The organism is Chitinophaga sp. 9-1-y, assembly GCF_059511905.2.
Genome location: NZ_CM197955.1, coordinates 1,602,592 through 1,625,485, shown reverse-complemented (window position 1 = coordinate 1,625,485; position 22,894 = coordinate 1,602,592). Strand labels below are relative to the sequence as shown.

The 22,894-nt window shown below is 46.3% G+C and carries 23 protein-coding genes; 8 read left to right on the top strand and 15 right to left on the bottom strand.

What is annotated here, in order from left to right; genetic code table 11:
• Window positions 1–11: 11 nt before the first annotated feature.
• A complete protein-coding gene (locus AC5ZC7_RS06450; RefSeq protein WP_496160412.1) occupies window positions 12–2,384 on the bottom strand; it encodes a TonB-dependent receptor domain-containing protein in 2,373 nt (790 codons plus the stop codon).
• Window positions 2,385–2,932: 548 nt separating this feature from the next.
• Between AC5ZC7_RS06450 and AC5ZC7_RS06445 the strand changes: the two genes are divergently transcribed.
• Window positions 2,933–4,651, top strand: a complete 1,719-nt coding sequence (locus AC5ZC7_RS06445) for an ATP-binding protein (RefSeq protein WP_496160413.1) — start codon at window positions 2,933–2,935, stop codon at window positions 4,649–4,651.
• A 3-nt stretch (window positions 4,652–4,654) separates the two neighbouring features.
• On the opposite strand, the gene AC5ZC7_RS06440 is transcribed toward AC5ZC7_RS06445, so the two are convergent.
• Window positions 4,655–5,380 carry a metallophosphoesterase family protein gene (locus tag AC5ZC7_RS06440; RefSeq protein WP_496160414.1) on the bottom strand — a complete coding sequence of 242 codons (726 nt, stop codon included), beginning with the start codon at window positions 5,378–5,380 and terminating at the stop codon, window positions 4,655–4,657.
• 184 nt (window positions 5,381–5,564) lie between these two features.
• On the opposite strand from AC5ZC7_RS06440, the gene AC5ZC7_RS06435 reads away from it, so the two are divergent.
• Together AC5ZC7_RS06435 and AC5ZC7_RS06430 are read left to right on the top strand one after the other, a co-directional pair.
• The gene (locus AC5ZC7_RS06435; protein ID WP_496160415.1) at window positions 5,565–6,278 is read left to right on the top strand and encodes a 2OG-Fe(II) oxygenase; all 714 of its coding nucleotides are present in this window, start codon (window positions 5,565–5,567) and stop codon (window positions 6,276–6,278) included.
• Window positions 6,279–6,292: 14 nt separating this feature from the next.
• Window positions 6,293–6,532, top strand: coding sequence for an Ada metal-binding domain-containing protein (locus tag AC5ZC7_RS06430; RefSeq protein ID WP_496160416.1), 240 nt, complete (start codon window positions 6,293–6,295; stop codon window positions 6,530–6,532).
• Window positions 6,533–6,534: 2 nt separating this feature from the next.
• Here AC5ZC7_RS06430 and AC5ZC7_RS06425 read toward each other — a convergent pair whose 3' ends face one another.
• A complete protein-coding gene (locus AC5ZC7_RS06425) occupies window positions 6,535–6,957 on the bottom strand; it encodes a secondary thiamine-phosphate synthase enzyme YjbQ (RefSeq protein ID WP_496160417.1) in 423 nt (140 codons plus the stop codon).
• 167 nt (window positions 6,958–7,124) lie between these two features.
• Here AC5ZC7_RS06425 and AC5ZC7_RS06420 point away from each other — a divergent pair, with 167 nt between their 5' ends.
• Complete coding sequence (locus AC5ZC7_RS06420) at window positions 7,125–7,562, top strand: response regulator (RefSeq protein WP_496160418.1); 438 nt, start codon at window positions 7,125–7,127, stop codon at window positions 7,560–7,562.
• Here AC5ZC7_RS06420 and AC5ZC7_RS06415 read toward each other — a convergent pair.
• Window positions 7,559–8,545 carry a helix-turn-helix domain-containing protein gene (locus tag AC5ZC7_RS06415; protein ID WP_496160419.1) on the bottom strand — a complete coding sequence of 329 codons (987 nt, stop codon included), beginning with the start codon at window positions 8,543–8,545 and terminating at the stop codon, window positions 7,559–7,561. The two genes, AC5ZC7_RS06420 and AC5ZC7_RS06415, sit on opposite strands and share 4 nt — an antisense overlap.
• Before the next feature lie 128 nt (window positions 8,546–8,673).
• Between AC5ZC7_RS06415 and AC5ZC7_RS06410 the strand changes: the two genes are divergently transcribed.
• Together AC5ZC7_RS06410 and AC5ZC7_RS06405 are read left to right on the top strand one after the other, a co-directional pair.
• A complete protein-coding gene (locus tag AC5ZC7_RS06410) occupies window positions 8,674–9,072 on the top strand; it encodes a DoxX family protein (RefSeq protein WP_496160420.1) in 399 nt (132 codons plus the stop codon).
• 224 nt (window positions 9,073–9,296) lie between these two features.
• On the top strand, window positions 9,297–9,917 hold the full coding sequence (locus AC5ZC7_RS06405; protein ID WP_496160421.1) for a dihydrofolate reductase family protein: 621 nt from the start codon (window positions 9,297–9,299) through the stop codon (window positions 9,915–9,917).
• A 97-nt stretch (window positions 9,918–10,014) separates the two neighbouring features.
• Here the strand turns inward: AC5ZC7_RS06405 and AC5ZC7_RS06400 are convergent, their stop codons facing one another.
• Genes AC5ZC7_RS06400 through AC5ZC7_RS06390 form a run of 3 tightly spaced genes read right to left on the bottom strand, consistent with a single transcriptional unit; the run spans window position 10,015 to window position 12,163 of the window.
• Window positions 10,015–11,283 (bottom strand): MFS transporter, encoded by a 1,269-nt coding sequence (locus AC5ZC7_RS06400; RefSeq protein WP_496160422.1) that lies wholly within the window; start codon window positions 11,281–11,283, stop codon window positions 10,015–10,017.
• Between the two features lie 20 nt (window positions 11,284–11,303).
• Window positions 11,304–11,528 (bottom strand): hypothetical protein, encoded by a 225-nt coding sequence (locus tag AC5ZC7_RS06395; RefSeq protein WP_496160423.1) that lies wholly within the window; start codon window positions 11,526–11,528, stop codon window positions 11,304–11,306.
• Between the two features lie 44 nt (window positions 11,529–11,572).
• On the bottom strand, window positions 11,573–12,163 hold the full coding sequence (locus AC5ZC7_RS06390) for a TetR family transcriptional regulator (RefSeq protein ID WP_496160424.1): 591 nt from the start codon (window positions 12,161–12,163) through the stop codon (window positions 11,573–11,575).
• Between the two features lie 234 nt (window positions 12,164–12,397).
• On the opposite strand from AC5ZC7_RS06390, the gene AC5ZC7_RS06385 reads away from it, so the two are divergent.
• A complete protein-coding gene (locus AC5ZC7_RS06385) occupies window positions 12,398–13,075 on the top strand; it encodes an SDR family NAD(P)-dependent oxidoreductase (protein WP_496160425.1) in 678 nt (225 codons plus the stop codon).
• Between the two features lie 107 nt (window positions 13,076–13,182).
• Here the strand turns inward: AC5ZC7_RS06385 and AC5ZC7_RS06380 are convergent, their stop codons facing one another.
• The 3 genes from AC5ZC7_RS06380 to nudK form a co-directional block, all read right to left on the bottom strand.
• Window positions 13,183–13,956, bottom strand: a complete 774-nt coding sequence (locus AC5ZC7_RS06380; RefSeq protein WP_496160426.1) for an SDR family oxidoreductase — start codon at window positions 13,954–13,956, stop codon at window positions 13,183–13,185.
• A gap of 127 nt (window positions 13,957–14,083) precedes the next feature.
• A complete protein-coding gene (locus AC5ZC7_RS06375; RefSeq protein ID WP_496160427.1) occupies window positions 14,084–14,857 on the bottom strand; it encodes an AraC family transcriptional regulator in 774 nt (257 codons plus the stop codon).
• Between the two features lie 66 nt (window positions 14,858–14,923).
• The gene (gene nudK / locus AC5ZC7_RS06370) at window positions 14,924–15,502 is read right to left on the bottom strand and encodes a GDP-mannose pyrophosphatase NudK (RefSeq protein ID WP_496160428.1); all 579 of its coding nucleotides are present in this window, start codon (window positions 15,500–15,502) and stop codon (window positions 14,924–14,926) included.
• A gap of 58 nt (window positions 15,503–15,560) precedes the next feature.
• On the opposite strand from nudK, the gene AC5ZC7_RS06365 reads away from it, so the two are divergent.
• On the top strand, window positions 15,561–16,307 hold the full coding sequence (locus AC5ZC7_RS06365) for a DeoR family transcriptional regulator (RefSeq protein WP_496160429.1): 747 nt from the start codon (window positions 15,561–15,563) through the stop codon (window positions 16,305–16,307).
• A gap of 16 nt (window positions 16,308–16,323) precedes the next feature.
• Here the strand turns inward: AC5ZC7_RS06365 and AC5ZC7_RS06360 are convergent, their stop codons facing one another.
• The 5 genes from AC5ZC7_RS06360 to AC5ZC7_RS06340 all read right to left on the bottom strand — a co-directional run bounded on the left by AC5ZC7_RS06360 (window position 16,324) and on the right by AC5ZC7_RS06340 (window position 22,883).
• Complete coding sequence (locus AC5ZC7_RS06360; protein WP_496160430.1) at window positions 16,324–17,121, bottom strand: alpha/beta fold hydrolase; 798 nt, start codon at window positions 17,119–17,121, stop codon at window positions 16,324–16,326.
• A gap of 33 nt (window positions 17,122–17,154) precedes the next feature.
• Window positions 17,155–19,071 (bottom strand): penicillin-binding protein 2, encoded by a 1,917-nt coding sequence (gene mrdA, locus AC5ZC7_RS06355; protein ID WP_496160431.1) that lies wholly within the window; start codon window positions 19,069–19,071, stop codon window positions 17,155–17,157.
• A gap of 232 nt (window positions 19,072–19,303) precedes the next feature.
• On the bottom strand, window positions 19,304–20,188 hold the full coding sequence (locus tag AC5ZC7_RS06350; protein WP_496160432.1) for an SH3 domain-containing protein: 885 nt from the start codon (window positions 20,186–20,188) through the stop codon (window positions 19,304–19,306).
• 61 nt (window positions 20,189–20,249) lie between these two features.
• Window positions 20,250–21,317: a glycoside hydrolase family 76 protein gene (locus AC5ZC7_RS06345; protein ID WP_496160433.1), complete on the bottom strand. Its 1,068-nt coding sequence runs from the start codon at window positions 21,315–21,317 to the stop codon at window positions 20,250–20,252.
• 117 nt (window positions 21,318–21,434) lie between these two features.
• Entirely contained in the window at window positions 21,435–22,883 is a 1,449-nt protein-coding gene (locus AC5ZC7_RS06340; protein WP_496160434.1) for a SusD/RagB family nutrient-binding outer membrane lipoprotein, read from the bottom strand.
• Window positions 22,884–22,894 lie beyond the last annotated feature (11 nt).

Genomic DNA, 22,894 nt, shown 5'->3' with positions numbered 1-22,894 from the left:
GGTTCTTTGTTTTATTTACTGATAAAATATCTCAGCTTGGCATAGAAGGCACGACCTGGTTTCTGCAAACTGAAGTTATCATAGAGCCTGTTGTCTACCAGGTTCTTACATTCTACGGCGATATTGTACCGGCCATTCGCCAGGCTGTATACCATGTTCACGTCCTGGCAAAACTGCCGGGGAATTTCCTGTTTTTCAGCGGCCTGTCCGGGCCAGGAGAGATAGTAAGTATGTACATACAGGAAGTTGTAGCCCAGTGTAAGGGTATTACCTTTTTTCAGCACATTCCGGAAAAACAGTGAAGCATCTGCATTCCCGAAGAGATACGGCATATTCGGAATGCGATCCCGGTACAGCGGACTCACGTTCTTCTGCTCTTCTTCATACTTTGTATTGTTACGCAGATTCTGGTAGGTAACATTAAATCCGGCGGTAAACAACTGCAAAAACGAGTACCTTACTTCTGCATCTACCCCCATATTGGTAACGGCGGCCTGGTTGAAATTGGTTTGCTTACCGTGATTATTCTGCAATCCAGGGCGGATAAAATCCTTTGCATTACGATAAAGGAAATTAGCGTCGAAGCTGAAACGATGTGCCTGCCGGATATGTGTTTGATAGTTTACACCAAAATTAAAGTTGTCACTTGTTTCTGGTTTCAGGCTTAGGTTACCATCCAGGTTCACCACATCTCCAAACAACTCTTCCGGCTCCGGTAAACGGAAACTTCTTTCAAATGATGTTTTCAACTGTAGTGCCGGCAATAAAAAATAAGTAGTGGCAGCGCCATATCCCAGCTTATTAAATTTCGTTTCCATCTGCTGGTAGGCAATATCTCCCCAGTTACCACTGGGATTATAAGCAAGCGAAAAACGGTTACGCTGCTGATAATTTTTTACAAACAACGACGTATTCCATTTCTCATTATAATCGAATTTATAGCCCAGCCCGAGTATATTTTTATTCACTTTTTTGGGCTGCCGGTATTTTTCATCTGATGGGAACAACTCATCCGTTCCTTTGCGGTTGAAGGTGCTGTACACATTATTCAGTACAAAGGAATGATGTGCATCCAGCCGGTAACTCAGGTTAGCGGTACCTAAGCCGTTGTTATTGGAATATTGATACATGCTCCGGTCTCTTTCTCCGCCGGCATGTGGCACATATTGTTGATACCAGTTATAGCGACGGTCCACCGTGTCTATGTTATTCTCCTTACCCAGGTTATAATTACCGGTTAAGCTGAAATTCAGTCCTTTTACAAACAGGTCTTTCACCTGGTATTTTATGCTGGGCATGATGATATTACCATGGCGGTGCCAGTTTCCAAAAACAGTGACCATTCTGGCGCCGGTTTGTATTTCCGCATAGTTTTGCCCCATGGTGATACCGAAGAGTAATTTATCTGCATACTTCTTTCCTACCACCCCTACGTTAGCCATCACTGTTTCATTATGATAAGTATCGTGAAACCGCCGTACCCATTGACGGGGATAATATTCACCGGTTACCAGGTCGGCTACGTCAACGCGTACACGATAATTATTATCGGAATAATTCTGAAATGCATTCAGTTGTACGGTAAAGCCGGATTGGGAAGTATAACCTGCATTTACGGCGGAGCGGTGTGTATTGAAGGAGCCAAAGGAATAAGATGCATCCACATAGCTACGTTTGCTGTTGCTGGTAACAATGTTGATAGCGCCCCCCAGGGCATCAGCTCCAAGCCATACCGGCACCACGCCTTTATATACTTCTACCCTTTCTGCCAGGTTGATAGGAATATTATTCAACTGAAAAGAAGAGCCGAAGTTATCCATAGGAACGCCGTCGAGAAAGAACTTTACCTGGCGGCCGGTAAACCCGTTGAGAGAAAAGTTCATCCGGGAGCCCAGGCCGCCGTCTTCGCGCACCCGTATGCCCGAAACGCGGTCCAGTGCATGAGAAATATCGAGCGTGGAATTGTACAGTTTTTTAGCGTCAATCGCGGTAACATTGAAGGCCTGCCGGTTCACTTCCTGGCTGGCGGAACGCCCGATTACTGATACAGCATTTATTTCACTTACTGCCGGCATCAGCGTAAGCTGAAGCTGATTATGCTCTCCCGCTTTTACTTCTGTTTTCCGGGCTATGGGAGAAAATCCCACCATGGAAATACGCAACATATATTTACCTGGCTTTACCCGGGTGATCGTGAAATATCCCGCAGCATCTGCCACGCTGCTGCCGTGGCCAGGTTCCAGTTGTACGGACGCACCTACTACTGCTTTACCAGCAGCATCTTTAACGTATCCACTCACAGTAGTGGTAGTATCTTTTCGGGCATAGGTGTAGAGGACAAGGCATAACAATATGCTTGTCAGCAATAGTTTTCTGATGTACATTTTAAATGGTCTTTTAAATTTTTCCCGTACGGCAATAGTCACCCGCAGGTGCCTGTTGTCCTGTGTTTGCTTAATTCCGTGTGTATGTGTAGAAAAGGTATAGCCCCGCCCTGTAGCAGGCGTTCACATACAGTAATGACTATAGGTATTTAATTGCTGTGGCAAAAGTATCAGAAAAATTAACAAACCATTTTCGACATCGGGAATTTTTAATGACGGGAATTTTTCCGGATTGCGCAGGGAGAATAATACGTTGATGCGTATACGTTATTATTCCTGAAAATAATCAGGATAACGTACTAAAATTACCAGGTACAAAAAACAACCTTAACATATAACTTATAAACAATATAAGTTCATATTGTTTATAACCCCGTTAAAAATGTGCGTTTCTTGTGAAGATCTTCCATGGATAACTTTAAACTTCTCGTAAAACAACTATGTTGTTAACAAAGAATTTACACTTGATAATCTGCATTCTTCTACCTTGAATGCAAACAGTAAACTATGATCTGCACCCCATTTTGTATTCGAAAACCTGGAAAACTATGGAAATGACTACTACACTACCCAGGACAACCAGTCAGAGTGCTGAAGCAGCGGAAACAACGGAACGGATTATAAAGATTGTTAATTCCCTGGCCATTGGAGCCAGTTTACTTGCCCTGGTATTGGGCTGCTTACTCTATTATATGACAGGGTATAAAAGCATCCTGTACCCGGCACTGGCAGAAAGCGCCTGTTTTATGTCTATCCTGCTAATTACCCGGTACAGCAAACCGGAATACGGGCAGCAGCTCATGTTCCTGCTACACAGCCTGTCTATTTGGTATTTCGGTATTATATTAGGGCCTGCTTCCCAGATCTACCTGTTTGCTCCCTTCCTCGCGTTTTGTGTATTCCTGGTATTTCACCGGCCACTGGCCCAGGTCATCGTTTTAACCACCAGTGCAGCCATGCTGTTGCTCATTGAAATGAATTACCGGCGGGGCATTATTCCGCCACTGGTATTAACGAAAGACACCGAAGCCGGCCTGCACTGGCTGGTGATACTGGCCGCCACCTTCCTGAACGGCACCGCCCTGTATTACTTTACCCGGGAAAGCCGCTTTCAGAATAAACAGCTGCAACTGCTGGTGAACCAACTGGACAAAACCAACCAGGCCATGCGCATCTACGTGCGGGAAACCACCCATGAAATCAGGTCACCCCTGAATGTTGTGAACAGTATCCTGCAAAACTATATTGAAACTGCCGACAGGGGCAAACGAACCGTCCAGGTAGGCATTGCCCACCTGGAAGCGGTTCACTTCGCCTGCCAGGATATGCAGCTCGTGATGAGCAACGCCCTTGGCTGGTCAAAGATTGAAGCCGGGAAAGATGAAATCAGTAAATCTCCCTTCCTGTTCACCGATTGGATACAACAACTCTGCGATACCTATGAATATCTCGCCAAAAGAAGATCCGTACATATTAATATTGCCTTCAGCGATAACCTGCCCGAATATATCCTGGCAGATAAATCAAAACTTCGCACCATCATCGTTAACCTCCTCAGCAATGCCATTAAGTTTACCACCTTCCGGTCTATCATTACAGTACAGGCAGTGATGAAAAACAACCAGCTCCGCCTGTCAGTAACGGACCAGGGAGCAGGCATTTCGGCAGATAAAAAGGAACATATTTTTGATCCGTATGTAAGCGAACAGGGACAACAAACGGAATCAAGCGGACTGGGACTTCCCATTGCGCGACACCTGGCACGTATGATGGGGGGCGACTTAACCGTTTCCGATAACACAGACGGCGGCGGCAGCATGTTTACCCTGCAACTGCCTGTAGAAAGTATTGCACCGCCGCCCAGCGCTAATACAGTAATCGACTACTCCTTACTCAGCGGCCTTAAAGTATTGGTAGTCGACGATGACCATCTCAACCACCTCGCATTTTCACTGGCACTCAAACGCATGGGCATTGAGGTAATCCTCGCAGACTCAGGCCCGCAAGGCTTTACCAAAGCCACTTTGCATCAGCCCGACGTAATCCTGATGGACATGATCATGCCACATGTAAGTGGCATAGAAATGCTGGCGAAATTTAAAGCCGACAGAACACTCCGGCAAATTCCGTTTATCCTGGTATCCGGCAACTGCTACAGCGAAGTAAGGGAAGAAGTTATCGCTTCCGGAGCAGATGGCTTTTTAAGCAAGCCCGTAAATATGGAACAATTGTATAACACCCTGAAAGAACTTGTCGTGATGGCATAAACATTACTCCTTACCCGCCAAAACGTTCGCATAAAAATCAGGCACAGGACTATTGCGGATCCCTGTAATGGTAGCTTCCACCGGATAGTCTACCTTACGGATCTCCGGTATTACCCCGTCGACGCTAATCGTTAACTGCAAATAGGTCGCCAGCCGGTCCGGCTCTTTAGATCTGCCCACTGATCCTGTATTCAGCACCATCTTGCCTGCCAAAGGCAATGGCCGTATATACGATATATGCGTATGACCCGTGATTAATACATCTGCCTGAAAATCGTTTAACATACTTAATATATCCTCCGCATCATGCTGCTCATAGATATACTCATCATTACTCCGGGTACTGCCATGCACTAACAGGAAGGTAATACCATGGAAATATAATTTTATAAAACGGGGTAAATCGGCCAGGAACGCTTTGTTGGCAACTGTAATACTATCTTTTGTATACTGGATAGCAATGTTCCGTGCAGCCTGCTCCTCTTTACTGTGCTTACTAAGTGGCACTACCGGATGATCATACGCAATACGTTCATCATGATTCCCCATGATCACCGGCATGTGCCGGCTCCTGATCAGCGTAATTACTTCATTGTGCCAGGGCGCAGCATCTGTTAAGTCGCCCAAACAATACACCTGGTCTGCTCCGGATAACCTTATATCCTCCAGCACCGCCCTCAACGCCGGCAAGTTGGCGTGAATATCGCTGATGATCGCTATTTTCAACATACTAATGATTCATTGATCGGTTACAAGATTACATCATTCTTGCCCCTGTGTAATAACCGCCTGTAAAAAAACACAACGTTTACCCTAAAAAACACCAGTACCTGTTTTCCCCAACACCGCAAGAACCGGGTTTTCTACCGCGCAACACGGGGGTAATTTTACCATTCAATATAAATGATGACAGATGAACAATATACATCAACGCCTGCTATCGCACAACTGGTCCGCTACCACGGAACAATTACTGGAGCAAGGCTACGCCCTCGCGGAAGGCATGCTCTCAAAAACGGAATGTGATGCCCTGATCCAGGATTACAACGCAGACAATACTTACCGGAAAACGATTGTCATGGAACGATACCGCTTCGGCAAAGGGGAATACAAATACTTTCAATATCCGCTGCCACCGCTGATTACCGACATCCGGGAAACCGTATACGCCTTTATTGCGCCGGTGGCGAATAAATGGATGGAGGTATTACAGATCGATAAAAAATTCCCCGCCACACATGCGGAATTAAAAACCTACTGCCATGAAAATGGTCAAACCAAACCTACTATCCTGATATTGAAATATGGGGCCAACGGGTTCAACACCCTGCACCAGGATCTGTACGGCGACATTTACTTCCCAATGCAGGTAGTACTGTTTTTAAATGAGCCGGAAGAAGATTATACGGGGGGAGAATTTGTACTCACCGAACAAATTCCCAGGGCGCAGTCTAAAGCCAATGTGCTCAAACCTAAGCGGGGCGACCTGTTGATATTCACCACCAACTTCCGGCCGGTAAAAGGCAGCAAAGGCTACTACCGCGTAAATATGAAACATGGGGTTAGCCCGGTACACAGTGGTAACCGGCATACATTAGGCATCATTTTCCACGATGCGCTGAGCTGATAAAATGAAACAATATGGTGTATCATGAAAAAATATCACGGATACAACTGGGTAAGCTGATTCACCGGGGAGCCATCAAACTGGGAGGTAATCAGTCGCTCAAAATATACGGAACCCTTTCCTGTGCCTCCGGTAAGCGCATGAAAACATCCAATCGTGTTTTCTTCGCAGATGAAGCGGAAGCCTGGCAAAACGGGTACCGTCCCTGTGGACATTGTATGCGGGTGGCCTACAAAAAGTGGCTCGAAAGATAATATTATTCTCCCCAGGCGGTCAGCATCAATCTACGCGGGCCGCCATCATTGCGGTGCTCACATAAATATACGCCCTGCCAGGTACCCAGTGCCAGCCGGCCATTCCGGATCGGGATCATCACCGAACTACCTAACAAACTCGCTTTCAGGTGAGCCGGCATATCGTCCGGTCCTTCATCGTCGTGCAAATAAGCCGGATCGTTTTCCGGTACTGTTTTGCTGAAGTACATTTCAAAATCCAGTCGCACTGTGGGATCTGCATTTTCATTGATCGTCAATGCCGCTGAAGTATGCTGGATAAATACCTGCAACATCCCTGTTCTTATTTCCGCGAGTTGTGGAAATGCCTGTACCAGTTCGGCTGTGATCAGGTGAAATCCTCTCTTTCTTTGATGTAGTTGTACCGGTTGCTGGAATATTTTCATACGGATTGATTTAAAGTAATGATGGTAATACGTCTGCTTTCCTAACAAAGTCTACCATACGTATTATTAAATATTTAATTCGAATACTCTCACATTTTTTATTATCTTCATATTTCCCGCCAAGTGACCGAACGAATGAAAATCCATTATCTTTTAAAATTTTAACCATGACAAAGCCGCAAAAAATAATGATTATTGATGACGACGCGGATGACCGAAGCTTCTTCCAGGAAGCCATTCACAACATCTCACCCGTAATAGAAACGCATATTTGCGACAGTGGCATCCAGGCACTGGCCATGCTGGAGGAAAACAAAATCCAGGCGCCGGACTTTATATTCCTCGACTTTAACATGCCGTTGATGAATGGGAGGGAATGTTTGATAGAGCTAAAAAAAATACTGCAACACAAAATTACCAATATCATCATCCTCAGCACTTCTGATATGAAAGAAGATATGGAAGATGCATTACGTTTAGGTGCTAAACTATTCCTGACCAAGCCTAATACTTTCCAGGAACTATGCAGCATGTTAAAAGGCGTATTGGAAGGTAGCTGGCAAAAGTTATTCTCCCATACTGCGGGTCCGGATACACAAGCTTAACTGACCTTCATCACGCTTTTATTATACTTATTCCTATACTCTAATGGTGACAACCCGGTAGTTTTCTTAAAAATAGTTCTAAAAGCTTTGGTATCAGAATAACCCACTTCCCACATTACTTCATTGATATTTTTTCGACTGCTTTCAAAGCCTTTTTTTGCTACTTCTACTTTAACCCGCTGAATATATTCAGATACTGTGTTGCTGGTTGCTTTTTTAAATCGTCTTTCCAGGCTGCGACGGCCTACAGCAAACATGGTCGACAATTGTTCCACTGTGATCTTTTCCTGGAAATTTTGCTCAATAAATTCCTGGGCCTGTTTCACCGATTCATCCTGGTGCTCCCGCTGTCCTTTGAAGATGGTAAAGGAAGCCTGGCTTTCGCGGTCTATTTCTATCTCAAAATATTTAGACGCCAGGATGGCCATGTCCCGGTCAGTATATTTTTCGATCAGGTAAATCAGGAGGTTCCAGAATGAGTTGGCGCCACCGCTGGTATAGATGCCATGTTCATCGGTGATAATTTTTTCAGATACCAGTTCCACATCCGGGAACATGCTCCTGAAATCATCTGCTGCCAGCCAGTGAGTGGAACAACGCCGGCCCTGCAATAACCCGGTAGACGCCAGCAAAAAGGCTCCTACACATAAACTGGCTACCTCTGCTCCCGCTTTATGTTGCTGTACTATCCACGGATAAAACGCCTGGTTGTCGCTAATGGCTACTTCCCGCTCTCCATTCACCGCCGGGATAATAATCAGGTCCGCCTTATGAGGTTCTGTGATCAGCACATCCGGCGAAACACGGAAAAGCCGGTCGTATACCTGCGCCTCTTTAGTCAATCCCACCAGCTTCACATTAAACAAGGCAGGCCTTCCCAGGCTTTCCAGGAAATCATTCGCCTTGGTAAAGGCAACAAAAGACCCTTCAATACAACTGAGCGCCACCGCGCCTTTTGGAACAAGAATAGATATCTGCTTCATATACCAAATCTAAGATAAAAGAATGTCGGAATCAACCCTTTTTAAGTCGTGCCGCCCCCCATCATCATTTTAACCGGCAACTTACTTTTGAATCAGCGAAGGTAACCACCTTAAACTGTTATAAAAATATGAAAAAGACTAAAATCATTTACTGGATCTTTACCGGTATCTTATCTGCTTTAATCTTGCTGGGCGCCATTCCTAACCTCCTGAGCGCACCAGAGGCACAAACTGTGTTTAAACACCTGGGCTATCCCATGTACCTGCTGCCCTTCCTGGGACTGGCTAAAATACTGGGAGTCATTGCAATTCTTATTCCCCGCTATCCGCGACTGAAGGAATGGGCCTACGCAGGTCTTTTCTTCGATCTCACCGGCGCCATGTACTCTGGCTTTTCCGTAGGCGATCCTGCTTCACAATGGGCTCCTATCCTGGTGGGTTACATCCTGATTTTTGGGTCCTATATCTGCTATCATCAATTAGCGGCCGCCAAAGAAAAAAGCAGTCGTCAATTTAATATAGCATAAGTGATTTCATACGCCTGGACGTCTGCCCCTTTTTCTTAACTAAAGAAACAATAGCTGAGGCTGAGCCTCAGCTATCTGGCTCCTTACAGGGCAGAACGGTTCTGCATTTATCCGAAATTCGTCCGGATGTTGTACATTGTTTCAGGTGGCAACAGGCCCCTTACCTAAACGATCACACAACCTCTTTTTATTCAATCACTTACTACATCTTAGTCAGCAATATTATGAGTAAAATTATTTTTGACGGCGGCCTATCATTGGATGGCTTTTTTGCCGGCGATAACAGGAGTCCCGCCAACCCGATTGGTGACAATGGCCCCACCATTCATAACTGGATGTACAAACAAAAAGCATTTTGGAAACACATCAATATGGAGGGCGGTGAGGAATATGGTACTGACAGCAAATTAATTGATGACGTATTTGCCAGAACAGGTGCTTACATTATGGGCAAACGAATGTTTGAAGAAGGCGAAGTCCATTGGAAAGAAGATTTGTACAAAGCCGATGTATATGTGCTGACCCACGAAAAACGGCCCCCCTGGGTACAGAAAGGAACCACTACTTTTTACTTCATCAATGACGGTATACAAAGCGCATTGGAAAAAGCAAAGCAATCCGCCAAAGGAAAGGATATCAGAATACAAGGTGGTGCAAATACGATTCAACAATTTCTCAATGCCGGACTTATAGACGAATTTTTCATTCACATTGCGCCGCTCTTCCTGGGAAGTGGCATCCGGTTGTTTGACGGCATCGACAAAAATAAATATGATATTCAAATTATGGAAGTAATTCCATCGGACCTGGCTACACACCTGAGATATAAATTAACCAGGAAATAGCGGGGCTTCGTAGTAAGAGGTATCCGCTTTGCGTGATGCACCATCGGGAAAATTTAAAACGGCTGCCTCATGATCAGGAAGGCAGCCGTTTATTGTTTTACGCTTCTGTAGCAACGGCCACTGGCGCAGCGCCTGCACCCCGTGCTATTTTATTTTTCACCACTACACTTACGCGATATACCAGGAAAATACAAGGGACCGTGAGCCCCACTACCACCCAACCCAGCGTATCATAATTGGTCAGCGGGCTGAATTTATCTTTTTGCGATACAATCATACCGCCAATTACCGCGGCAATGCCACCTGCAATTTGCTGCAGGGAGGAGTTAACACTCATAAAGGCGCCCCTGTCTGCCAGTTCGGGAATACCGGTGGTGAGCGCGGTAAAAGGGATCATACGCCCCATGATACCACCCATCATCAGCACGTTGATGCCCATGACGATCCACAGTGGTTGCGGCGATAAATGCGTATAAATAATCACAATCACCATCATGTATACCGCTGCCGCCGCGAACAACTTAAACTTATCTATCTTATCACTTACCTTTCCTAATACCGGCATGATGAACAGGCTACCAATGCCGGCTACCATAAACAGCAACGGTAATTGCTCCGCAGTAACATGCAGGTTATTGATGGCAAACGCACTACCGAAAGGCATCATCATAAAACCGCCGATAGACATCAGCGCAGTAGCGGTGAAGCCTATACGATATTCTTTATTCATGACCGTATGCAGCAAATGTTTGAAGGCGCTCTTATCCCGCTGCACCGCCAGGTGCGCAGTAATGGGTTCCAGTTGTATACCGATTACCAGCATCACCAATACAGCAATACCAGCAATCATAAAGAAAGGTGCTTCCCAACCCCATGCATTGGCCAGGTATAAACCAATAGGAATGCCCAATACCTGGCTGGCGCCGAAAGCCATCTGTACAAATCCCATTACCCGGCCGCGCTGTGATAAAGGAAACAAGTCTGTGATAATAGCCATAGAAATAGATCCCATTACGCCGCCAAATAAACCGGTGATGACGCGTGCCGCCATCATCGTATAATAGGTGTTGGCCAGGCCACAACATAATGTTCCCAGGATAAAGCCGCCGTAAAAAAACAACAGCAGTTTTTTGCGGTCGAAACGGTCCGCAAAACCGGCAGTAAGTAACCCGGATATACCGGCACTGAATGCATAGGCAGATACAATCAAACCAAACTGGTTAGGCTTGATACTCATCGATTTCATGAGCATATCGCCAAGTGGCGACATCACCATAAAATCCAATACAACGGTGAACTGTGTGAAGGCCAATAGGGCAATCACCAATTTCTGGTGGGCGGAGAAGGCAGGTGCTTGTTGTTTCATATAAAGGATATTAATACATATTAGTCTTCTAACTCTGCGCATTGGTAGGCGCAGGCATTTACCAGGGCAATTACGCGGTCGGTCACCGGCGCTGTGGCCACTACCCGCAATACACGGTCTACATCTTCCAGGTCTACTGTCCATTTGCTAATGCCCGGCTCCAGGTCCAGTACCTGCGCCACTTTCCGGCGATCTTCCTGGTTGTTGATGTTAGTTCTGAAAATGAGAATGTAAGCGATAGACATATTTATAAGCAAGCGCTCATTTATTTAATTAAGCAAAAAAATAGTTAAACAGATAGCCCTTTCAACACACAATCAAATGTTTCTTTCATCACCTGCTCAGAGAACTTAAACTTGCGTCCATCCAGGCTTTTTCCTTCATTGTGAAACTTAATCAGCGAATACAACGGCGCAAAAGCCACAGACCAGTATACTTCCAGCGACATCCGTTTTATGTCACCCCGGATAATAGCATTCTCCACAAAATTGCCCATATTCCGTTTAAACTCATCCCCAATAAATTCCACCATTTTATCCTTATAGGTAGAGTTGCGAAGTTGTTCAAAAAAAGCAGCCGACTTATGATTATCCAATGAAAATGCCGCACGGTTTTGCCATTGCTTCCATAATCCGTCTTTAAACGACATGGTCGGATCAAATCCTTTCAGGGTAGCACGGGTCATCCTAAGCCCTTCTTCTATGCTGATACTGGTGAGCAGGTCTTCCTTGTCCTTATAGTAGATGTATATAGTAGCCGGAGATACCCCTGCTGCTTTTGCCAGGCGGTTGATCCCGAAGTTTTCCAGCCCATCGCTGGCTACCATGTCGATAGCAGCTTCCCGGATGGCCTGCACCTTATTTTCGTCTCTATATCTCATCTGGCACAAAGATAAGTGAGCATTTGCTCATTTAAAAATATTTTAGCTGTTTTTTTTAAAATTGAGGGCAAAGTCTACAATTTGTAGCGAACGAATTACATATAAGCCCTAATTATTTGAGTGATATGCTGCGCGTAACGTAAGTACAATGTCGTATACTATAAGATCCGTATAACTACCGACAAACCGCCCCCTGGCATGCACTAGTTTTGCTGCACTTCCAACACGTTATTTATGATGCCATCACCATTACCAACCGCCGTTGTAACAGGCGGCAGCAGCGGAATCGGATTCGCGCTTACGCAAAAATTACTGCAAGAAGGGTATCATGTATTTGCCACCTCCCGGTCCGGGAATATTGCCGGCATTGTACATCCATCCTTAACCGTTATTCCATTGGACATTACCGACTTATCCATGGTACAGGCGGCCGCTGCTACCCTGGCAGCTTCCGGCAGGAGCATAGACTTGCTGGTTAACAATGCCGGCGCGGCGCCGGATGTATATAACCTGGCACCTGAGTTTCATGCCTTTACGCAAACCTTTGCCACCAACGTGACCGGGCTTGTTTTTTTCACAGAAACATTACTGCCGCATCTTAGTCCGGGTGCACAGGTGGTAATGATGTCATCGGCGATGGGACTAATTAAAAATGCAGGCATCAATGGCCCTGCCTACCGGATGTCGAAAGCGGCGGTGAATATGTACGCAGCCATGTTGGCGAAACGATTATCAGAAAAACAGATCCGGGTAACAGCTATGCACCCCGGCTGGGTAAAAACAAAACTGGGTGGAATGAATGCTACCCTTACTCCCGGCCAATCTGCGGAAGCAATTTATACCGGTATCCGCAACAATACCGCTACCGGGCAGTTCTGGAACACGGATCTCAATGGTGTGGAAACCTTTTAACTAACGGAACAGGCTACACGTAAATAGTGCAGCCTGTCATTATTTTTTTAGGGAGATGGATACCGCTGCAGTATCACATCTCCCTAAACTATTCTCCTTCCCCCCGGCTAATGCGAGGCATCCGGTGGCGTTAATTTCTTTGATAGGCCACCATCTACTGTAATTTCTTCGCCGGTAGTAAACGTGGCGTCAAATGCCAGGAACAACACCGCTTTGGCTACCTCTTCTGCCCTGCCATTACGCTTTAGTGGCGTGATGGCTGCCCCTAGCTTTTCAAACTCCTGCAGGGTTTCTTTCGATACCCCCGTTACCCCCATCGTGGGCGTGTGGATGAATCCCGGACTCACCGCATTCACGCGGATACCACGGGGCAGTAACTCCGCCGCAAACCCTTTTACAAAAGCAGCCAACGCCGCCTTCGCGCCTGCATATACACTCATGCCTGCATAACCAGACTGGTTCGCAATAGAGGTGGTAAACACAATAGCTCCATGATCCTTTATCAACGGCGCCAGCTGCTGCACGGTAAAGAAAGCCCCTTTGGTATTGATGTCAAATGTTTTGTCGTAAGATGCTTCCGTTACCTGACCATATAACTCCAACAGGGAAAAACCAGCGTTAATAAACAGGAAATCAATTTGTCCGAATTGCGCGGCTACCAAGTCTGCCAGGATACGGATATCTTCCAGGTTGGCGGTGTCAGAGGCAACTACCTGTACCGCCGGTCCTAACTCTGTTTGCGTGGCGGCTATATTTTTTGCATTATAACCGGTGAGCAATACTTCTGCGCCGCCGGCTATCAACATCTTTACGGTAGCCAATCCCATGCCATGGGTACCGCCGGTTACCACTACTTTTTTTCCTATATACGGTGTTGTCATGTTATTTTCTTTTTGATGAACAATACCGCAAAGGGACATCGTTTCATTCAGCGGAACAATAACGGTAAGAATGTTCCGGTATAGAAAATTTTATCCGGATAAGAAGTAGATAATGAAAGTACAGCAGCTACCACCAGGCAGTTTGTTGAAAAAATGCCTGTGGGGTTTTTCCGGTAAATGCTTTAAAATCTTTGATAAAATGCGCCTGATCAAAATAGCCAGCTTTATAAGCCGCGTCTGTTAAACTTTCCTTTCCATCAAAATGATCGAGCAAACGTCGTAATCGTACAATGGCAGCAAACTGTTTGGGGCTACAACCAATATGGCGCCGGAAACGCTTTTCAAAGGCATCCTGACTGATAAATAAATCGGCTGCCAGTTGCTTGATTTTGATATTGCCGTAACTGTTTTTAATTTGTTCTACGGCATGACGCACCAGTACATCTGGTGCCTGCATGTTTAACACGGATAACAGGAAAGCTTCTACCACCGCAATTCTTTGGGCATGATTCGCCGCTTCTTCCAGCTGTTCCTCTACTTCCCTGATCTGTTGCAAACGGATTAAATCATCCAGGGGCTGCTGGGCTTCAAACAATTCATGCAAGGGTGTTTTAAAGAAAGCGGCAGCGCCACCTTCCTCAAATAATACCAGCAAGTTACCGGTATCGGGTTCGTATTTCCACTGCCTCACGGATTTGCGCAAACCTGATAAACCAGCACCTGGCAAAGGATCGGTGAGGGTGGGCGTAACACAGGCCACACTTCCTTTAAACCGGAAACTCATCACCACAGACGTATCCGGCAAAGTGCTGTTCTCCATCCCGTCACTGCTTTCTATAATCAGGAAAGCTTTGACGAAAGGCTTCAGAGCAGCAACAGGCAGATGACGTTCCATTTTCATATAACACCCGGTTTCTGGAATAAAGATAGGCAATAATTAAAGCACTGCCTGTGCACTCATTCCCGTTTAACCGCAAAGGTTGTTAATAGCAGCATATTGCAACAGCATAATGGTTTTCCCGTCTCTGATCTCGCCGGTACGAATCATATCCATGGCCGCAGTAAACGGCAGTTCCAATACTTCGATATTTTCCTGCTCATGTTCCAGGCCTCCGCCCGCATGCACCTGCTGCTCTTTGGAATAGGCCGCCACAAAGAAATGCAGGATCTCCGTCACCGAGCCTGGCGACATATACGATTCAAATACCTTGCGCACATCAGTGATGTTGTATCCGGTTTCTTCCATCGTTTCGCGGCGTATACATGCTTCGGGATTGTCTTCATCCAGCAAACCCGCACAGCATTCTATCAGCATCCCACTGGGATTACCATTGATGTAGGTGGGCATACGGAATTGCCGGGTGAGTATCACGGTTTTATTTTCTTTATTATATAGCAAGATGGTAGCTCCGTTGCCCCTGTCGTATGCTTCGCGCTCCTGTCGTACCATCACGCCATCAGACCCCTTTATTTCATAAATCACTTTTTTCAGAGTATACCAGTTATCAGACAGGATCACCGTGTCAAGGATATTTATCTCTTTCATATTCAATTGATCGTTTTTGATCGTTTTTGATTATTTTTGATCAAGTTAAAGCTTTAAAATGAATTTCCAATTACGCAAGCAAAAAATTCTGGCCCAGCTGGCTACAAAGGGAGAAGTAGATACCAAAGACCTGGCCCGGGCATTAGGCATTTCGGAAATCACCATCCGCCGCGACCTGAACCTCTTATCAGATCAGGGACTGCTTTATCGCACCCACGGCGGCGCTATCCCGGTAGAAGCGCCGGAAATGCCACATCGCTTCGTTAACAAAGCCGCCGCCAACCTGGCCGCAAAAGATAAAATAGCCGCCAAAGCCGCCAGCTATATTGAAGAAGGAGATATCATTTTCATGGACTGTGGCAGCACCGTATTTCGCTTATGCCAGTTCATTAAAAACAAACGGATCAAAGTCATCACCAACTCTATGCCCGTAATCAGTGAACTACAAAACAGCCAGGTATCGCTCAACATCGTTGGCGGTGAATACGATGCAGAACGGCAAGCCATTCACGGCAGCATGGCCATAGAACATATCCGCAGATACCAGGCAGGCAAAGCATTTATTGGCGTAGACGGCTTATCCGCACAAGGCTTATTTGCCCACAGCGAAAAAGAAGCTGCCATGGCATTGGCCCTCGCCGCACAAAGCACACAAACCTACCTGCTATGCGATGCCGGTAAAATAGATAAGCCCTCTTATCTGCAATTTGCGCCGTTGGAAATAGTACATGCTATTGTCACCAATGCCGATCCTACACAGCTGAAGTATGCGAAGAAAAAAGGCGTAAAAATAATAGGGGTTTGAACCGATAATGAATTGACTACTCCAATACCCGCGACAACGCCGCCTGGTAATCCGGGTGATCCGTCATGTTGTTGTGCCCCTGCCCATGCAAGGTAATCAGCGTATCTTCCGGCTTCAGGAAGGGTTTCAACTTAACCGCTGATGATTCGTAATAGATCACCTCATCCCGGTCACCGTGGAAAATAGTAACGGGTACCGTAACATCCTGCAGGTAGTAATATGTAGGGAATTTATAGCGTAGCAAAAAAGAAGGGAGAAAAGGATAATGATGAGCCGCCATATCTGTCATGCTATAATAGGGCGCCTGTAAAATCAATCGCTGCGGATGGTTGGTGGCGGCCAGTTTCGCCGCCATACCCGTACCAAGCGAATAACCAAGTAGGGTGATGAGATGTTCCGGGTACCGCATTTTCAGTTGGTCATATACCGTTTGTACATCTTCATATAACTGGTTTTCACTGGTAATATGCCCCTCGCTTTTACCATAACCGCGATAATCCAACATCAACACATCATATCCCAAACGGGTATACGTAGTAGCTACGTTTCCCCAGGTATTGAGTGCCCCGCCATTACCATGAAGATAAAAAACCAGCCCTTTAGCGCTATCTCCCGTAAACAATAATCCATGTAACCGGGTACCATCCTGCATGCGGAAGGATTGTTCCTCAAAAGGCGCCTGAAAATGAAAGGTGTAATCAGCGGGCAACCGCTGCGGAAAGAAAAGCAAACGTTCCTGGATAAAATAAACAACGATACATATACCGAGGTATAGCAGCAATAATATAGCGCCGGTCTTCCAGAGAATCTTCATCTTACTAATATACAAACAAAGTCACTCCTTCCCTCAATGAAAATAATGCTTCAATACCTGGTCGGCGGTTAATGCACCGGTGGTCATATTCAAAGAATCTATTTTCGACAATTCCTGCTTTGCCAGCGAAATGGTGCTGCTTTCCAGCATACGTTTCATAATCGGCTGTTTCGATGCAGGCAACGTATCACGCAGGTATTTTTCCATCATCAGGTTAGCAATAGGCACCGCAAAGGCAGATCCCATGCCGGCATTCTCCACAATAACGGCAATGGCAATACGCGGATGCTCGCGGGGTGCAAACGCCACAAACACTGAATGGTCTTTGAGGTCCACTACTTTACCATCTACGATCCCCCTGTTTTGTGCAGTACCGGTTTTACCGCATACGTCAATACCGTCCATATGCGCCCCTCTTCCTGTACCATGTTCTATCACATCTTCCATTCCATAAATCACCGCGCTATACGCTGTATCAGATACATTACCTACCGCATGCTTTTCTTTGAATTTCTTCAGCAGGTCAGTATTGTCCTGGTCTATCGACTGCACCAGGTGCGGTAAATAATAGAAACCCCTGTTGGCAATCAAACACATGGCATTGGCCATTTGTAGCGGCGTAACAGCTACCTGCCCCTGTCCCATTCCTACATACAATTCAGAGCAGGAGCTCCAATTGCCGTGATATAACCGGTTCAATACGGCGGTATCTGCCACAATGCCGGGGTTTTCTCCGGGGATATCAATACCCAGTTTATGCCCCAGTCCAAACTTCGACATATACTCTTTCCACTTGGTGTGTCCGTTTTTTACGCCGCCCCATTTGCCGGCGTCTACTTCCAGCCGGTACAGGTGCATAAAATAGGAGTTACAGGAATGCGCCATTGCAATACGCAGATTGGCAGCGTGCCCCGCTTCTGCGTGCATGCAACCTACTCTGTGGCCACAGGCGTAATACCCGCCGGTACAGGGATATCCAAAGGCGGGTGTAATCAATCCTTCATCCAATGCCACAATGGCCGTTAAAGGTTTCATGGAAGATCCCGGCTGATAGGTAGCTTGTATGCCCCGGTTCAGGAACGGTTCTGTAGGATCGGTGAACAGCTTGCTCACATTGCGGGTGCGGGAACTACCCGTTAACAGGTTTGGATCAAAAACAGGCCCGCTCACCATAGCCAGTATACCACCGGTTTGTGGATCAATGGCAACAATGCTGCCTATCTTATTACGCATCAGCTGCTCGCCTAACACCTGCAATTCAATGTCGAGTGATAGCCGCAGATTCTTCCCTGCAATCGCCGCGGTGTCATAAGCCCCGTTTTCCAGTGCACCCTGCGGACGGTTCAGGTTATCTTTGATAATGTATTGCGTACCCCGTTGTCCCATTAAAACAGACTCGTAGGTTTTCTCCAACCCGGTAAGACCAATATAATCACCCGACTGGTAATCGCTGTAATTTTTCAACTTCAGCATGGCCGGCGATATTTCACCAATATACCCCAATATGTTGGCCGCTGCTTTATAGGGATAGGAACGTATAGGCCGCTGCACCAGCTCAAAACCGGATTGAAACAAGTACATACTTTCCTGTAAACGGCTGTAAGTGGTAGCCGACAACAACCCCGCGAAAACGGAAGGACGTACCCGCCCGTTCTTCTTAACGGCATCGGCTATACGCGATTTGAATTCATCGATATCTATTTGCAGGATATTGCAGAGATAGGCGGTATCTATCTTTTTAACAGCCGCCGGGATAACTACCAGGTCATACAAAATATCATTACTCAGAATACTCCGGTTCTGCCGGTCAAAAATAATTCCCCTGCTGGGGTATACAATTTTTCGGGTAACGGCATTGGCATCGGCCAGTCGAACATACTTTTTTTCTACGACCTGCAAATAAAGTAAGCGGATGATCAGTATCAACGTTAATCCTGTGACAATGAGCATCAGGACACGTTTTCTGGGTTGATTGTAAGCGGACATGGTAAGTAATGACGGGCGTCTTTTAACATCACAAAACTATTTCATAAAAACAGCTTTATGTGAAAAAATAGATGAGCGGCCATTACACCGGATGAAAAGCAGAAAGCAGAAAGCAGAAAGCAAAAAGCTATTGAAGCGAATGATCCAAGCTTATTAACATCCGCTATAGGAAATCGCCTCAATAGCTTTTTGCTTTCTACTTTCTGCTTTCTGCCTTTTTATAGATTCCATTCACGCCATCCCAGCTATAGCTAAACGTAGCTTTTATTTCCTTCATGACAGGGTCTCCGTTCTTATCCGTCTTCTCTGTCGCCTCTCCATCTAATATGTCACAGCGGATGATATCCGGTTGCCCGTTCTTCTCTGCCGGGAATGTAAATGTTTCGTCGTGATAATAAGCTCCTGCATCTCCTACACTCATCCTCGAAGGCAATGGTACCAGGCGGCTGTCATTCAGCCATGCAAAATAAAAGTAGTTGCTTTCAATGCCGCAAGCTTCTCCACCAAACGTGAGTACCACAATATTTTGTACATTGGATAATCCGAGGCCACTCATGACTTTCGCGTCACCAAAATTCGCGCTTTCCCCGTCAAAGATCTTAAAGGCACTCATCGCTTTCACCTGGCCGGCCTGCACTATTTTCAGCTTTACTAAAAAATACTTCATCAGTGTTTTCACGCCATCTTCTACCACGGTGCTGTCCATACGACGATCAATCGCATATATATACTTTGTATCTCCCCTGCGCAATTGCCGGAAGGAAATAAGCCCCTGCCAGAGATAACCTTCTTTATCTATCCCATCTTTTTTATACTTAACCTGTATCCAGGGTGCAGTAAGCCCTTTCAGGTTCAATAGCTTATCGGTAATTTTCACTACCGTAATTTCTTCACCGGTTAACAATGTATCTACCGGCGCCTGTTTCGTGTCGGCGCTGATACGCACAAATGCAGTATCTGCAAAAATATAACGGGTGTCATTTTCCGCCAGGCTCCAGGTACGTACATCATCCTGGGCAAAAGAGGTCATGGTGATGCAAGACAGGCAACAAACAAACAGTACAAAGAAAAGCTTTCTCATGAGGTATCTCCAAATTTGAGCCGCAAAAATAAGGGTTTATGCGCTGAAAAAAGAAAGGCCCCTATTTCTCAGGCGGACAAACCTGCATCAGGTACACTGCGCTGCTGGCCTCGTACGATTGTAACACCCCGCCTACACAGGGAATAGCATAGTTGCGGTAGGTAAGATTTCTTTCCGGATCCCGGTTGCGCCAGGCGGCATCAATATTTTGGCGTATCCAGGGCAGCCACTGCGTTTGCTTTCCGGTAGTAATCAATGTCATCACATACTGCCCGAGAATCGCTTTTAATACCCCCTGCTCGTTCCAGTCGCCCTCCGCCGGCAATATCCCTTTAACGCCCATGTTTTGTTGCGTATACCTGGCTGCCAGGTTAGCCTGTTGCAGGTATTCCATTACACCGGTAGCCTTATACAGCATCACGGCCGCCCCGATAAAAGTACCCTGGTTATAGGTATAATCCGACCAGCCCTTACGGCCATTTAGATAATTGTCGGCCACCCTGCCGGTGGCGGTATCAAACAGGTGTTGTGCTCCCCAATGATATACCGTTTTCGCCCGTTGTAAGTAACTGCTGTCACCAGTGCCCTGGAACAAGGTCATGGCAGCAATCACCGTAGGAAAATTGATGCAGGCATTTTTACCACTGTGCTTAAAGTCCCAGAACATCCCACCACCTGCAGGATCGTAGGAGCCTTCCCATACCCGCTTAAACCCCGCCACTGCCAATGGCAGATACGCTTTATCTCCCATGAGCTGATGCGCCCGGGCCAATGATATCACCCACCACATGATATCATCATAAATAAACCATTCTTTCGTATTGTTCCAGTTGTATTTATCGTAACGGCGGTAGCCTCCCTCAAATATATCCCTCACCCTCTTCCGGTCTGCCGCTGCATGGGTACGCTGATATACATTCATCGCCATATCCCAGTAAATCGCCTGGGTCCAGATGGCACCGATACTTTTCCGTTCTGTATTGGCATAATACAGCTGGTCCGCTTCACTGTAGAAATACTGATTAAAGGCCGCATAAGCTTTGGCTGCATCTTTCTTCGTAAAAGACGACGGCGTGTTATAGGCGCATAACAACAAAGCCGTGAAAATTATACCGGTTACCTTTTTCATACGATTGGGTTAAAGTAGCTTTTAGCCATTAGCTTTTAGCATTTAGTAAAGCGAGGACCAATATATTAATTTTCGCTGCATTTACTAAATGCTAAAAGCTAACGGCTAAAAGCTATCTTATTGTTTATCCCACCATACGCGGCTGCTCAGGTCGTCCGGGCTGCCCATCCGTTGCACGGCTTCATCATAATGTTGTTTGTTCAACAATGCTTCCCGGGAGGGATATCCATGCCGGCGGGGTATTTGTCCGTCGCGGGTTTGCGCATTGGCAGGTGGCAGCAATTTCGGGAAACCGGTTCTTCTCCATTCGTGCCATGCTTCCCAACCGTTGAGGAATAAGGCGACCCATTTCTGTGTTCCAATCTGCTCCAGCGCTTTCGCCGGATTGTATACTACATTCGGAGATGCAATGCAGGCCGCATAAGCGGCATCGGTATATACGCCAAATTGTTGCATAGACGCCTTAATACCGGCCAGGTAATAGCCTTCTGTTTCTACGTCACCACCTGCTATCCATCCCAGTTTCACCGCTTCTGCCAATGCAAACTGTACTTCGGCGGCGGTATAAAAGTAAACCGGTGTTTCCGGCTTGCGCATCGCTGCTCCCAGCAGGGACATGGAAGAGAAATTGGTATTAATTACGCCATAGGTTTGTCCGTGATACAAGCCATCACCGGCTTTATCTGCAAACTTTGGCAAACGGGGATCATTGTTGGCCTGCAGGTTATCTACCAGCGTGCTGGATAAGGCATAGGGGTTGTTGTCTACCCGCCAGCTGAAAGACCAGTAGCTTTCATTGTTCTGATCTCCTGCCAGATAGTTATACACCACGTTATCTTTGTTATCCAGGATCACCCCATCCGTGAGTGCGGCATTAAATTCTGCTTTCCCCTTTACGGCATCTATTTTGGAAAGGCGCAGTGCCATTACCAAACGCATGGTGGCCGCAAATTTCTTCCACCTGCCAGGATCACCACCAAACAGGATATCGCCTTTTACGTTGACGCCACCATCAAACTGGGCGGCTGCTTCTTTTAGTTCTTTAAACAGGTCGTTGTAGATATCCTGCTGTTTATCATACGCGGGAGTAAGATTATCACTGCCTTTCAGGGCATCCTTGTAAGGCACGTCGCCCCAGCGATCAGTCAGGTGCAAAAAGAAATAGGCCCTGATAATGCGGGCTACTGCGAGCTGGTTGGCATTGGAACCAAATGTAATAGCCTGCAGCTTCGTGGCCGGATCCTGGTTAGTCTTTATCACCACCTGCACATCATTTAACGGTCCCTGGTAATAACCGAAATCCCAGTTACCTTTTACGTATACTCCTTCCCGTTGGTAAGTCATTTCCGCCAGGTGCTGGGAATACAACGGCGCCTCGCGGATAGGGCTACCACTGCTGCCTCCAATGGTGGCCGCCATATCGCGGATAATATTGGTAATCATATAGCCCGTATAAGGCCGCTTCGGCATGTTGGGATTGGTGTTAATATCCCCGAAATCGCCCGGCTTACAACCATATACGGTCAGTAATAGTAAAACTATATAGGTAATTGATGAATGCTTCATAAGTCAATGTT

What these genes read in the sequence shown, in the direction of transcription:
- AC5ZC7_RS06450 (WP_496160412.1), bottom strand. Translation starts at nt 2,384, where the DNA reads ATGTACATCAGAAAACTATTGCTGACAAGCATATTGTTATGCCTTGTC.
- AC5ZC7_RS06425 (WP_496160417.1), bottom strand. Translation starts at nt 6,957, where the DNA reads ATGAAAATATTCCAGCAACCGGTACAACTACATCAAAGAAAGAGAGGA.
- AC5ZC7_RS06380 (WP_496160426.1), bottom strand. Translation starts at nt 13,956, where the DNA reads ATGACAACACCGTATATAGGAAAAAAAGTAGTGGTAACCGGCGGTACC.
- AC5ZC7_RS06345 (WP_496160433.1), bottom strand. Translation starts at nt 21,317, where the DNA reads ATGAAAAAGGTAACCGGTATAATTTTCACGGCTTTGTTGTTATGCGCC.
- AC5ZC7_RS06395 (WP_496160423.1), bottom strand. Translation starts at nt 11,528, where the DNA reads ATGTCTATCGCTTACATTCTCATTTTCAGAACTAACATCAACAACCAG.
- AC5ZC7_RS06410 (WP_496160420.1), top strand. Translation starts at nt 8,674, where the DNA reads ATGAAAAAGACTAAAATCATTTACTGGATCTTTACCGGTATCTTATCT.
- AC5ZC7_RS06430 (WP_496160416.1), top strand. Translation starts at nt 6,293, where the DNA reads ATGGTGTATCATGAAAAAATATCACGGATACAACTGGGTAAGCTGATT.
- AC5ZC7_RS06385 (WP_496160425.1), top strand. Translation starts at nt 12,398, where the DNA reads ATGATGCCATCACCATTACCAACCGCCGTTGTAACAGGCGGCAGCAGC.
- AC5ZC7_RS06440 (WP_496160414.1), bottom strand. Translation starts at nt 5,380, where the DNA reads ATGTTGAAAATAGCGATCATCAGCGATATTCACGCCAACTTGCCGGCG.
- AC5ZC7_RS06435 (WP_496160415.1), top strand. Translation starts at nt 5,565, where the DNA reads ATGAACAATATACATCAACGCCTGCTATCGCACAACTGGTCCGCTACC.
- AC5ZC7_RS06390 (WP_496160424.1), bottom strand. Translation starts at nt 12,163, where the DNA reads ATGAGATATAGAGACGAAAATAAGGTGCAGGCCATCCGGGAAGCTGCT.
- mrdA (WP_496160431.1), bottom strand. Translation starts at nt 19,071, where the DNA reads ATGCTCATTGTCACAGGATTAACGTTGATACTGATCATCCGCTTACTT.
- AC5ZC7_RS06340 (WP_496160434.1), bottom strand. Translation starts at nt 22,883, where the DNA reads ATGAAGCATTCATCAATTACCTATATAGTTTTACTATTACTGACCGTA.
- AC5ZC7_RS06360 (WP_496160430.1), bottom strand. Translation starts at nt 17,121, where the DNA reads ATGAAGATTCTCTGGAAGACCGGCGCTATATTATTGCTGCTATACCTC.
- AC5ZC7_RS06400 (WP_496160422.1), bottom strand. Translation starts at nt 11,283, where the DNA reads ATGAAACAACAAGCACCTGCCTTCTCCGCCCACCAGAAATTGGTGATT.
- AC5ZC7_RS06375 (WP_496160427.1), bottom strand. Translation starts at nt 14,857, where the DNA reads ATGAAAATGGAACGTCATCTGCCTGTTGCTGCTCTGAAGCCTTTCGTC.
- AC5ZC7_RS06420 (WP_496160418.1), top strand. Translation starts at nt 7,125, where the DNA reads ATGACAAAGCCGCAAAAAATAATGATTATTGATGACGACGCGGATGAC.
- AC5ZC7_RS06405 (WP_496160421.1), top strand. Translation starts at nt 9,297, where the DNA reads ATGAGTAAAATTATTTTTGACGGCGGCCTATCATTGGATGGCTTTTTT.
- AC5ZC7_RS06445 (WP_496160413.1), top strand. Translation starts at nt 2,933, where the DNA reads ATGGAAATGACTACTACACTACCCAGGACAACCAGTCAGAGTGCTGAA.
- AC5ZC7_RS06350 (WP_496160432.1), bottom strand. Translation starts at nt 20,188, where the DNA reads ATGAGAAAGCTTTTCTTTGTACTGTTTGTTTGTTGCCTGTCTTGCATC.
- nudK (WP_496160428.1), bottom strand. Translation starts at nt 15,502, where the DNA reads ATGAAAGAGATAAATATCCTTGACACGGTGATCCTGTCTGATAACTGG.
- AC5ZC7_RS06415 (WP_496160419.1), bottom strand. Translation starts at nt 8,545, where the DNA reads ATGAAGCAGATATCTATTCTTGTTCCAAAAGGCGCGGTGGCGCTCAGT.
- AC5ZC7_RS06365 (WP_496160429.1), top strand. Translation starts at nt 15,561, where the DNA reads ATGAATTTCCAATTACGCAAGCAAAAAATTCTGGCCCAGCTGGCTACA.